Below are 12,685 nucleotides of genomic sequence, written 5' to 3' on the forward strand. Positions count from 1 at the left end.
GATCAGGCCAACAGATAAAATCCCCGTCCGATATTACATTGGTTTTTGTTTTGATTGTTAATTTAATTTTTGAAACATTTGACCATCGACCTATTAATTCCGTAAATTGAAGCAAAAAGCATGGCAAACCTCTCACTTTAAATAACAAGCCATTGGAACAATATTTCGGTCTATGGAAAGGTATGGATGATCGCACCAAGAAAAAGTTGATCATAAAATTGACAGCAACTCTTGATATAAAAGAAGGGAAGAGGGCCTTGAAATCACTTTTTATATCATGGGAAGACAACAACGATTCCAAAGAAATAAGAAGCACGAGTTGAAAAAGCATGAGATGCTGGTTCCGAATGAAGTACCTTTTAGATACCAATAGCTGCATTCATTTTTTAAGACGAAAGTTTGCGCTGATCGAAAGGTTGCAGGAGATAGAAATTGAAATTGTTGCTATTTTTAAAATTACATTTGCTGAACTAGTTTTCGGGGCAGATGAAGAATAAAAGCACCCAAAATGATCGACAAAAAAATCACCACACTTATTGGTAAAGCCATACGGGAAGGGAGATACCTGAACATTACCTACCAAAATAGGAGCGGGGAGATTACACCTTTTTGGATAAGCATACTAAATATAAATGAAAAGGGTGAACTGTGGGTAAACATGTTTAATGTAACAAAAGATGACCCCATCAGAGATGCCAAAATATATATTTCCAGCATTCAGACTGCTGAAATCCTGAAATTTTCACACTACAATGTGTCGGAAAAGCTGATCAAAAAGCTGGAGGAGGATGAAGGTTTGCAGGTTTTTGAATTTGACCGGTATGATAATAGTATATTAAACTACTACCTGGAATGTTACAAAGCCAATAAAGACCCCTTTCTTTACAAAGCCCATTTAATTCCGGGGGTGGACTTAACAGAATTGGCGAAGAAAAATCCGTATCAGTTATCCGACGAACAGCAAAAGCAGATCATAAAAGATATCTATCATAACGATTACAACAAGTATTTTAACTACGAGCTGGCGATAAGTGAATTTTCAATTGATTTACCTTCGAAAGGTAAATTTGTAATTGCCTACCGCAAACTCGAGCTAGATCCCGTCAACAAAACCTTACATGCAGGTAGCAAAACACAATTCAATCCCAACTTTTATATCAAAGATGTAAAGCATTCCTTATCCTACTACACCGATTTGAGTCCGGAAGATTATGAAGCGATCTACTTAAGGGATAAGTCCGAAGCGTTAGCATTATTGCGAGGCAATTTTAAAACCGGCGAAATGCCAAATACAAGGCCAGAGGTAGTTGTTTTGGGATATGCCCAGATAGATATAGCTGGAATTTACGATAACATACATGCAGCCTATGAGCAAAAGGAAATGGAGGTTCCCTTAAAGGCATTCTTTCAAAACCTATCATTGTTGGACAGACAAAACCGAACAGAACCTCATATTGCGCTGTATGACCGGAATATTAATATTGATCAGATTCAAACCATTTACAATGCGTTGAAATACCCCATCACCTATGTGCAAGGACCACCCGGTACCGGCAAAACACAAACCATATTGAATATTATTGTGAATTGCCTTACCAATGGTAAAACATTGTTGATTTCGTCAAACAACAATGTACCCATTGATGGAATTAAGGATAAATTGTACATAGGCAAGTACCGGAACAAGGAAATTCTGCTTCCTGTACTTAGGCTTGGAAACAATAAATTTGTTGCCCAGGCACTGGATTTAATTAGAGAAAGGTATGCCTTTGAAACAAAAGATGTGCCTAAGGAAAAACTATTGGTTAACCTCAAAGAAAGGTCGAAAGAGAAAAACAGAAAATTACTGGAGAAAATTAAAAATTACGAAACCAGAATTGAACAGGCACAAAACCTGTCCTTCGTTAGCAGTCTGTTGTCAAAAGGAAAAAATCATTTGTTGGAAAAGGAAAAACAGGCCATTGAAAAAAAACTAAAGCAAATCCCAGAAACCAACAATGACGATCTGGATAATTTATTTGAAGTGATAAAAGATAACCAACAGCTGTTGCAGTTTTTCTACTTCGAATCATTGCGGTATGTAAAGCGTTTGAACAGCAAGGAATTTATTCAGTTGATTGAAATACTGGATATTGAGGAATCTGAAAAACAGGTAAAGGAATTTAATAAATGGATATCCGATGACGAGAACCTGGAGAAGCTCACGAAAGTATTTCCCATTATACTTACTACCAATATATCCAGCCGTAAGCTGGGTCGGAAATATAAATTTGATTTACTGGTAATGGATGAAGCAGGGCAGTGCGATATAGCCACCAGCCTGATTCCTATTTCAAAATGCAAAAACATGGTTCTGATTGGCGACACAAACCAGCTAAAACCGATTGTTGTTTTTGAAGAAAGCAGAAATCGACACCTGATGAGCCAGTTTGGGGTAGATAATACCTACGATTACTATAATAATTCTATCCTGTCCATTTATAAAAGGATAGATAATATTTCCAGAGATATTTTGCTGAGCTATCATTATCGCTGTGGAAGGAAAATTATCAATTATTCTAACATGCGGTTTTATGAGAACAGATTGAACCTCTCTAAGATTACAGTAAAAGGTGAGGTGAAGCTGATAGATGTGAATAATGTAAACCAAAAGGATAGAAATGCATGCATTGAAGAAGCACAGGAAATAGTAAAATACATCGCAGAAAATAAATTAACGGATACGTTTATCATCACACCCTTCCGAAACCAGCAGGAGGTTTTGAATCATTATCTGAATGAGGCAAAAGCAAATGCCGAAATTGATTCCTCCGTTAGTTGTGGTACGATTCACAAAATTCAGGGGCAAGAGAATAAAACCATCATTATATCTACTTCCCTATCCAGAAACACAACTCCCAGAACCTACGACTGGATAAAAAACAACAGCCAGTTAATCAATGTTGGCGTTACCAGGGCACAGGAAAATTTGGTTGTGGTAGCCGATAAAAGGGCAATAGATAGGTTATCCAGGAAAGATGATGATTTGTACGCCCTGATTGATTATGTTCAGAAAAATGGTACTACCCAAATCCAAAAAAGTGCTGCAAACAAGTTTACCATCGGATTTTCGAATGATTCCAAATTTGAAGACGAGTTTTATAAAACAATGAGCCATTATTGCACCATACAGGGCAGCCGTTTTGAAAGAAATGTCAACGTAATCGATGTCTTTCCGGGAGAATTAAACAATCCGGATTTAAACAAAAAAGAATTTGACGGTGTAATTTTTCAGGGTAGGATGCCAAAAGTGGTATTTGAAATAAATGGTATTGAACATTATAAAAATAAAAAACGAATTAGGTCAGATAAGATTAAAATGCAACTACTGCATTCTAAAAATATCGATAGAATAGTTGTACCCAATCACTATGTGAAACATTATGAATTTATTCGTGAATTAATGAATAAAATCAAAGGAGGTGTTTATCAAAAAACATTGTTTGAGGGCTAAGATTTCCAAATCTCGATTTTAGAAGTTTTACATTAGCATACCATACAAAGACAGAAATGCTGGTTGATTTGATAGTTGAAGAATTATCAGGAAATGGCGTTGCGATAATAAAGAAACCTGAAAAAGCATTTTGGGATGGATACAGCGGATACGTTGCCGACCCAGACGAAAATTTATGGGAAGTGGGTTATCATCCCTATTTACCCCTTGATAAAAATGGTGAAATAACTGAAAGGAAAAATTAGATGGCATTTGAATTAAAAAACACGGTTCCCTGGGGCAGAAATCTGGAAGAATATAGTAACATGTTCAACCTGACAGATTCTGATTTGGACTGTAGGATTATCAGTTTTGGTGATGGACCTGCGAGTTTTAATAGTGAAATGACTGAAAATGGTAAACGTGTTGTTTCGATTGACCCCATTTACGAGTTTTCTCAAAAAGAACTTCAACAAAAGATTGAAGAGACAAAGGAAATGGTCTTAGAGCAGACAAAAAACAATCTTGAAAACTTTGTTTGGACGAAAATTAAAAACATTCAAGAACTGGAAAAAATCCGAATTTCTGCAATGACTAAATTCCTTCAAGATTATGAGGATGGAAAGATGACAGGTAGGTATATAAATCATGAATTACCAAACAAAACGGATTTTGAAGATTTGTCTTTTGATTTGGGATTAAGTTCTCATTTCCTGATATTATATTCTCAACTTGGACTTAGTTTTCATATTTCATCAATAACAGAAATGCTGAGAGTGGCGAAAGAAATTAGGATATTTCCGATATTAAACCTGGATGCAAAAAAGACAGATTTGTTAGTTAACTTGATTGAATATTTTGAAACGAATTATATCGTAAACATAGAAAAGGTTGATTATGAATTCCAAAAAAACGGAAATGAAATGCTGATAATAAAAAGGAAATAGGAATACCGTTGCCTAATATCATGTATAAAACATGGGAGGTTCAAAAGGTACGTATGCCTTTCTGCCCCGCATCAAATTTTGTCACTGCAGACAATTGCGACGCCTGCAAACCCCAACATTCCATTACCGTACCTGTCATCAGTTAGCCGGGCGATCACCGATCCTCACTTAAGGGGCCTCCTTCTCGATCACGTGGTCGGGCAGGGTGCCTATGATGATTCCCTCCCCGTTGCTCCTTTTCTTGTGTGCCTGTTTTTGCTTATCTGGTCTCATACGGGAAGGAACCCCTGTTTTTGTTTCTATTTGTGCCAATAGTTAGCCCCTAAGGAGATCGTTTTAATTGTTTATTAAGGGTTTATTTTTCGTTCTTAAAACCGATTTCTCTTCTGATATTTTTTATTATAATATACACCAAAGCAAGAAAAATCCAGGCTGAAATCCTCAAAGTATAGTGCTGTACTTCCATTGAAAAAACCTAGGAAGAAATTTAATAAAGAAATCCCGATAGGAAAGTGGTTCCAATAACTATTTGTTCTGCGTTTTGTCATAAAAGTATAGAATAATTATATTTTAAATTATTTTTTGAATGAAAAAACATGATTTAATTAAATAATCCCTATATTGTTTGTATTGTTTGAAAATGGTGCGGTTTGGAATTCGGTGCTGATATTAAATAAAGGCGAAAGAAGCCTATACGCTTTTCCTATGAATAAGGGTATTCCTTTTGATTATCCCTGTTTGATGGAGTACATGGGTGCTCCGGAGGAATTTTAAAGAGAAATACGACAACGGCGGCATCAAGAGGCCTGATAAATTTATACTGTGGCTGACACCTGTTTAGCCAGCATTGGTACCCAACATTGATTGGGTGATTGGTATGATACGTAGTCCTGCAAATATATAACTGAAACAGCCAGTCAATAAAAGGGTGACTTCCTATTTATGAAAGAAACTCAGGCATGAGTTTAATCGTGCAAATTATTTTTAAACACTTAAACCAAACAAAATGAGCAAATTATTAGAAAATTACGAAGACTTTAATACTCCCATAGGGGAATTATTAGAGGGTCACGATTTGAGTATTTTAACAGATGCAGCTAAAAAACTGGTAGAAGGAGATTTAGTAGCTTTAGCCTGGAAAAATCACACACCTCGTACGGAGAAATTAGGTGTAAGGGATTTACAATCCATCGAAGAAGCTTTTTCCAACCACAGCCTTTTTGGAAGCTCCAGAGCTCCTGTAGTGGGTGCTAGTTGCTGTTGTACTTGTACGCCAGCCTGTTGCTGCACTGCTGCCGCAGTAGTTAAAGCAGCATAATTCTATCCTTTGGCTTGAAAGTGGGGAAAGCTCCCCACTTTCATTCTTTAGACTACTAAATCTATTTATGTATTATGGAAAAAAAATTAAAAGTACTTCCATTTCAAATTATCGAATTGGAAGATAGCGTAGTGCTGAAGCGTGGACTTTCTTCCATGGCCATCCCTGATAAAAGCGCCCTTATTATTATAAAGGTTATCCAAAAGGCATTAATACAAAGTCCTAAAACAGTCGATGAACTGGCCAGTCTATTTACGGGAAGTATCTACAATTTGATCAAATCTTTTATTAACCATCTTATAGAGAAGAAATTCATTGTTTATCTGGAGGACACAAATAACTATAGGTATGATGAAGAGACTCCACAGGATATTTTTTACTGGCATTTTAATGCGCATCAATCCCAAATTTCAGAAACATTGAATGAAAAGCCCTGGGCTTTTATAGGAATTAATGAGCTAAACAAGCGACTAATAAGTTCGCTTTTTACAGAGGGTAAGAATAACTTTATGGTCATCGATGACCCCTCTCTACGAAATGTACGCTTTTTCGATGACAATCATAAAATCGTTGATAATTTTTGGAATGACGAGCGTATTGTAAAAATTCAGGAAACAGATTTTTTGGAAGACAGTCGAGGTGTAGGTTTTATAGTTGCCTCTTCTGAGTTTGGAAGTTTTTATCTCTTAGAATCATGGAATGCCTTTGCTGTAAAAAATAATATTGCTTTCTACCCACTTTTATTACAAAATATGGTTGGCTATGCAGGTCCTCTTGTTATTCGGGACGAGGGGCCTTGTTTAGAATGCTTAAAACTTCGACAAAATTCCGCCAGTTCTGATTTTAGCGAGAAACGCCTTACCGAAAAATTCGCTTTTGAGGGGCAGCAAATTGCAGCCTACCATCATTCCATGGTTACGGTATTGGCAGAGGTGGGTGCATTTGATTTGATAAAATTCAAATCCAACATTCAGTGGGATTTGGGTACGCTGTGTGAAGTAGATCTGCTGGCCGGTTCCATGAACAAAAGGAACTTGGTAAAAGCACCCCGCTGCCCGGTATGCAGTCCGTTAAATGAAATGCCGTTGATTAATATTCATAAGCAATTGACTTCTGAAGACTCTTGGAAAGAAATCGAACAAACGGTAGGGTACGATGAATGAATTACTAACACCAATACGAAGACTCACGGATACCTTACCTTTTCTGCTAGATCCCAAAGTAGGAATAATTACGGGGGTCAGTGAACACCCATTAGAGGTCGATTCTCCTCGATTTTTTCGTTTTAATGGTTCGGCTGCTAACACAGAAGCATTTGGAGAATACCGAAACTTCGCCATTGGCGGAGGTGCCGCCACCACCCGGGAGCTAGCGTTAGCCAAAACGGTAGGGGAATGTGTGGAACGCTATTGCGCAGCAATTTATGACAAGAAACAATTTCCACTGTGTTCCTATAATGACGCGCCCTTTACTTGTGTTCATCCGAAGAAATTTGCTTTGTATAGTAAAGAACAATACAACCACCCCGAATTTGACTTTGACGAATTTACGGAGGACGCACCTGTTCGTTGGATACAGGCCGTAAATCAGGCAACCGGGGAGCATCAAGCGGTTCCTGCTTCCATGGTGTTTGTGCCCTATTTTTTTTACGAAAATGGCGATGAAACACCTATTGTCCAACCCATTTCTTCCGGATTGTCTTGTCATTGTTCCTTTGAAGAGGCAGTGGTGGGTGGGGTTTGCGAGGTTATTGAAAGAGATAATTTTATGATTACCTGGCAAGCCAAGCTATCCAGACGGAAAATCAGGAAACACACCTTAAGTGAAAAAAACAAGGACTTGATTCAGCGTTTTGAGGAAGTAGGGTATGAGATTCACCTGATGGACATCTCCAATGAAACCAAGATCACTGGAATTTTAGCGGTTGCGACAGGTATAAAAACGAACTTTGTGCCCCTGGTTGTGGCGGCTTCGGTAGCCTTATCCCCGGAAGAAGCGGTTAGGAAAGCAATGGAGGAGTTAGCGCATACGGAAAGGTATGCCTATCAAATTAAAAATGAATTGCCCCGTTTGGAATCGCATCCTGAATTTGACAATGTGCTGGGGCAAGTGCACCACGTTAATTTTTGGGTTAATCCTGCGGTCAGTAAACACGCTGAATTTTTATACAGTTCTGATCAATGGATGGATTTTAATGAATTAGTGGATTATTCTCAAGAGACTCCGCTAGAGGAAATGAAATCCTTGGTTTCTACAATCAAAAAATCAGGATACGATGTGCTGGTTACAGATATAACGACCGCTGATATTAGGAGTCTGGGAATGACCGTCATTCGGGCGATTATACCCGGGTATCATCCGCTATTTATGGGGTATCACAAGCGCCCTTTAGGTAGTGAACGGCTATGGACGATTCCCCAGAAATTAGGTTTTGAAGGGTTGGTTACAGGAAAAGCTGATTATCCATTTCCCCATCCCTTCCCGTAACAGAAATATTCACTGATAAAAAAAATTAACGTATGTTAGATTCATTGTGGAAAGAAGCAGCACTTGCTGGCGAATCAGTTACACCTTCCTGGGAGATTTTTCATGAAAGTTCAAAAACGGGTCACTATGACGGTTCTTTGACGAATGATCAGGTAGTTGAGGAAATGAGTAATTTATACGATGTGTTTCCGTATCAGCAATTCCCGTCCATTCCTTTACCTATCAGCTTTTCGCGTATCGAACGTTCGTTTATGGAAACCGTGACGAATCGGGTTACGCCCAAAGAAATATTACCGAAAACACTTACCCTGGAGCAGCTGCGCACCATTTTATATTGTGGCTACGGAGTTACACGAGACAACAAAGACAACGAATACATTCGACGTCCTTTCCGGACCGTGCCCTCGGGAGGAGCCTTGTATCCGCTGGAGTTGTATTTCTATACCAACGAAAGAGTAGAATCTTTAAAAGCGGGACTTTATCATTATTCTCCTGTTGAAAATGCCATTCAGTTCATTCGGGAAGGAAATTTTGATGAGGAAATAGCCAATAGCCTGGTAGGGTTTCAAACCCATCTTGCCTACGACACCTCCCTGATCCTTTTCATCACCGCTGCATTTAACCGATCCACCTTTAAGTACAAGGAAAAAGGCTATCGATTTGCACTTTTTGAAGCAGGGCATGTGGCGCAGAATATTAATTTGGCCGCCACCGCTCTCGAATTAGGGGTTATAAATATCGGCGGGTACCACGATCGGTTGGTCGACCGTTTTTTGAAAATTGATGGGTTGAATCACGCAACGGTTTATTTGAATGGAATTTGCAGAGGTAATTAATAAGGATACGCCAGTCATTTCCCGATCCAATGAAACAACATTCTTAAAAGGGTTTCATTTTGAATCCTGGGACATTTTACAAAAACAGCTTCATGTAGCTTGTCTGAGCAAGGAATGTCTTTTTTCGGATTTGTCATTGGGTGCCTGGAAAGGTCACTGGGTCGTGCACGAGTTATGTACTCAATTGGGCATCGACGTTTATGAGTATTTACAGCCGTTGATTGGCGTTGATAACCAAGGGGAAGAATATGCAGCTGTTATTAGTCGCTTGATTGACAACGAAAGTACAGGTGACCAAAACTTTATAATCGCTTATGAAAGCTGTAAAAGGATTATTATTGAGCTTGTTAAACAACATATTAAATGCGTAGTAATCATTCCTCCCTTGCCGGGATATTCCTGGGAACCGGAAAATATTGAATTTATTCAATTGCTTTCTGAAGGGTTGAAAACTACTTCATGTAAGATCGCTTTATTGAATTTTGCCGAGGCTTCTTTTCCCTCGAACTGGCAGGTAACCTTTGATTTTTCACCAGCTAATCAAATGATTCCTACAGGATCGTTTCCGATTCCCGGACTAATAGAGGGCCAGTTAGCCTCCAAGTTGGAGGAGTTAATTCCGTCTTCAAGTCTTTTTTTATCCAGGGGTCATGTTGTAATTGCTCCTACGGAAAGAACAAACGAAAACAGCAATCCCAGCTTGTTTTACAGCAGGCTAAAGACAGTTGATAGCGCTTCTCATTTGCGGGTTTATTTTGAAATTCAGCGGCTGAGAAACGATGGAGAAATTGGTTTTTTACAATGGGAAGCTGCCAAGCGTTTTTCGGAAGGTGGTTATGCCATTGCTCTTAGGATTTTGGAGGCTATTCGAAAAAAAATCCTTGATAAATTGAAATTAGCGTCTGTAGTTTCCCAAATTCAGAATATTCGGATCGCACTCATGTACTTTTCGGAGGCAGCAAAGGAAAAAGCTCCACACGAAGATTTACCAAATGAATACAAAGCCACCTTGTATCAAAGTAAGGCTTGGGGACTGGTGATGACCAATAGACCACATGAAGCTGAACCGATTTTTGAACTAGCCAGAAAGTATCTCTCTAAAACGAAATATCCAAGGGTCTATCTTTACTTATTGAATATTTCCGCATTAAATAAATTAAAAATAGGTGATTTGGATTCTGCATTTGGGTTTGAAAGGGAGATAGAGAATAAGCTTGCCCTACAAAAAAATATCGATTGGCATATATTATATATAAACTCAATCAACCAAGCGCGTCTTTATAAGAAGATCAAGGATTATAAATTGGCTCAAACTTATTATTTGAAAGCTTTTGAAGTTAATAATAGTCTAAAAGTAGAAAGCGATTTATTATATTTTAATTTTTGTTTTGCTCAATTGGAAGAATTAAAGGGAAATAATAACAGAGCTTTTATTTTTTGGTTACGATCAAGTATTCATTGGCTGAGTAATGAACACCCGGAAGCATTAGCTCCTCGTGTTGCACAAGCTATTTTGGGCAGCGGGTTGTCTTCCAAAGGCGTATCTGTAGAATCTATATCAATTCAATTAGAAAATGCATTGCGCTCAATTTGTCAGAAAATGGATCTGGTTTTCGAGGATTTTGAATCGAGTGGAACTATTTCATTTAGTAGAATAGATAGAGCCGATGAAAATCCGGAGATTGCTTTAGGTACGGCAGGTTTGGGTATTATGGCTTCGTCAAAGGTAGTCAGAAGCGTTTACAACGGTCTGGGATATAACTCATTGAAGGGATTAACTTATCGCATTTTGTGTTTGATTCTGCCTGAATTGAAAAATTATACAACGGTTTTTAGCGATTCACAATTTGGGAATGAATTGCCGGTGTCATCCCAGGAATTATTATCCTCATGCATTCGATATCAGGTTTCAAAAATTATTTTTGGTGAAAAAAAATATTTCTTTACACATAAGGAGCAGTTTGATTTTTTGTTGTCCTCCAAGGTCAGAATAAGCCAAGCGATTGCTTCTATTGACCGAGGAGAAAATCAAATTATTGTTTATTTTAAGCGCTACAGAAGACCAATGAAGTTATCAGAAATCGAAAAAATGATTTTGGAAAATATCCATCTATATTCTAACGTCAGAAGTATTTATGAAGCTTATAAAAAGGATGATTCGATTTTGAAAGTTTTGAGACGAATGGAGGAAAAGCGTCTAATTACCATTTTTTTGTAACTATGGGTGCTATTAAATTAGATTTTGAAATGGAACCTCAATGCGATACCCGTTTGTGTTGGGCAGCCGTTTCGGTATCTGTTGCCCGATTTTATAAAGGAGCTAGTGGGCTTAATCAACTGGATTTTGCAAAGCGTTTGTTAGGAAATAATTACAATCGGTTTTTTGCACCTGATAGAGCCCTGGATTACCTCGGGAATTTTTTTGAATGCCTGGATAGAGCCTTAGGACGGGAGGAAATCCTTTCTGAATTGCAAAATTCCCACCCAATTGCCGCTTGTATGAAGCATTTTGTTGGTTGGCACTTGGTTGTGATCTATGGCATCGATGAAGATAGTAATTTATTAATTGCAGATTCCATGCTTGGGAACAGCATTTGGAGCTTGGATGCCTTTACCCGTGAGTATCAGCAGTACTACCATTGGACTCATTCTTATAAAACAATTAGAAGTGTTTAATACGGGTTATAAAATGAAAAGGTATCCGCCATGGTTTTCTAAATAAAAATGTCGTTTATTTCGTTTTTATATGTATTTAGATGCTTAGAAAAATCGGTTTCCTATTGCTCTCACTCTTCCTGGCCTTTCGGTCTTATGAAATGGTGAATGGGCTAAGTCGCGGTACCATCCCTGATTTGTCCCTTTTTGAATCTGTTTTTATTTCTTTTTTGTTGGCTCTGTTTCTGACAGGTGTTTTTGCCTTTCCGGGATTTGCATTTGCTACCAGTACGCTACTTCCGGACACCTATTACCAGATTCGCCAACCCGAGCGGTTGAAAGCGGCGTATGTAGGGTTGGGAGGGGAGTATTTTAAACGGTTGCTGCTTGTTGCCTTTTGGGGAAAGGAGAAGCAGCGAAAGAAATACTTCGATGGCACCAAAACAGGGATTGCTAACCTTAGTTTCCAGACCAGGCAATCCGAATTCGGTCATTTGGGTGCCTTTGTATTGTTGGGTGTTGCATCAGTTATGCTATTGTTCCGGGGATATACCATCATTTTTTTTCTCACCACCTTGCTAAATATAATCGGAAATGGCTATCCGATTTTGCTGCAACGTGTTCATCGCATACGGATTCAGAAAATTATTGGTAGATAAATTGATCGGAACCTTTGGGTCTGCCTAAAGGTATGGGCTAAAGCCGCATTCCTAGTGAAGAGTAATGATCTGGAACCGGATTTTGATTAATTGATTGCTGCTTGAGGTATTCATTTTGGCTAAAGCCGGGGGTTTTGCTATTCTATTTTAAGAATGGGCTGAAGCCACATTCCTATTGAGGAAATATCGTCTAAAAACAGGATCCTCTTAATCAATTGCCTACTGCTTCAGCTGTAAGTAATAGGATTTTTTTTCCTCATCTATGGCTTTAGCCAAATCATGTGTCTTTAAAGCACTCAAATCTGAATTTT

10 protein-coding genes and 1 pseudogene are annotated in these 12,685 nt (G+C 38.3%); 10 read left to right on the top strand and 1 reads right to left on the bottom strand.

What is annotated here, in order from left to right:
• Positions 1–508: 508 nt before the first annotated feature.
• From GKS34_RS02045 to GKS34_RS02055, 3 genes and pseudogenes are all read left to right on the top strand, one after another.
• Positions 509–3,493, top strand: coding sequence for a DEAD/DEAH box helicase (locus GKS34_RS02045; protein ID WP_163383144.1), 2,985 nt, complete (start codon positions 509–511; stop codon positions 3,491–3,493).
• A gap of 53 nt (positions 3,494–3,546) precedes the next feature.
• Positions 3,547–3,738, top strand: a pseudogene (locus GKS34_RS02050) (VOC family protein); the annotation flags it as partial.
• Positions 3,739–4,419 (top strand): SAM-dependent methyltransferase, encoded by a 681-nt coding sequence (locus GKS34_RS02055; RefSeq protein ID WP_163383146.1) that lies wholly within the window; start codon positions 3,739–3,741, stop codon positions 4,417–4,419. It begins immediately after the preceding pseudogene.
• Between the two features lie 168 nt (positions 4,420–4,587).
• Here the strand turns inward: GKS34_RS02055 and GKS34_RS23240 are convergent, their stop codons facing one another.
• Complete coding sequence (locus GKS34_RS23240) at positions 4,588–4,731, bottom strand: hypothetical protein (RefSeq protein ID WP_205602004.1); 144 nt, start codon at positions 4,729–4,731, stop codon at positions 4,588–4,590.
• A 694-nt stretch (positions 4,732–5,425) separates the two neighbouring features.
• On the opposite strand from GKS34_RS23240, the gene GKS34_RS02060 reads away from it, so the two are divergent.
• From GKS34_RS02060 to GKS34_RS02090, 7 genes are all read left to right on the top strand, one after another.
• Positions 5,426–5,737 (top strand): hypothetical protein, encoded by a 312-nt coding sequence (locus tag GKS34_RS02060; RefSeq protein ID WP_163383147.1) that lies wholly within the window; start codon positions 5,426–5,428, stop codon positions 5,735–5,737.
• 74 nt (positions 5,738–5,811) lie between these two features.
• Positions 5,812–6,900 carry a hypothetical protein gene (locus tag GKS34_RS02065; protein ID WP_163383148.1) on the top strand — a complete coding sequence of 363 codons (1,089 nt, stop codon included), beginning with the start codon at positions 5,812–5,814 and terminating at the stop codon, positions 6,898–6,900.
• Entirely contained in the window at positions 6,893–8,224 is a 1,332-nt protein-coding gene (locus tag GKS34_RS02070) for a YcaO-like family protein (RefSeq protein ID WP_163383149.1), read from the top strand. Before GKS34_RS02065 ends, GKS34_RS02070 begins: the two co-directional genes overlap by 8 nt.
• Before the next feature lie 32 nt (positions 8,225–8,256).
• Positions 8,257–9,060 carry a SagB/ThcOx family dehydrogenase gene (locus tag GKS34_RS02075; protein ID WP_163383150.1) on the top strand — a complete coding sequence of 268 codons (804 nt, stop codon included), beginning with the start codon at positions 8,257–8,259 and terminating at the stop codon, positions 9,058–9,060.
• The gene (locus GKS34_RS02080; protein ID WP_163383151.1) at positions 9,038–11,278 is read left to right on the top strand and encodes a hypothetical protein; all 2,241 of its coding nucleotides are present in this window, start codon (positions 9,038–9,040) and stop codon (positions 11,276–11,278) included. The genes GKS34_RS02075 and GKS34_RS02080 overlap by 23 nt, the downstream gene beginning before the upstream one ends.
• A 29-nt stretch (positions 11,279–11,307) precedes the next feature.
• A complete protein-coding gene (locus GKS34_RS02085; RefSeq protein WP_163383152.1) occupies positions 11,308–11,736 on the top strand; it encodes a papain-like cysteine protease family protein in 429 nt (142 codons plus the stop codon).
• Between the two features lie 80 nt (positions 11,737–11,816).
• Positions 11,817–12,374, top strand: coding sequence for a glycosyl-4,4'-diaponeurosporenoate acyltransferase CrtO family protein (locus tag GKS34_RS02090; RefSeq protein WP_163383153.1), 558 nt, complete (start codon positions 11,817–11,819; stop codon positions 12,372–12,374).
• Positions 12,375–12,685 lie beyond the last annotated feature (311 nt).

The organism is Cyclobacterium jeungdonense (assembly GCF_010994275.1).
Taxonomy (GTDB): Bacteria; Bacteroidota; Bacteroidia; order Cytophagales; family Cyclobacteriaceae; genus Cyclobacterium; species Cyclobacterium jeungdonense.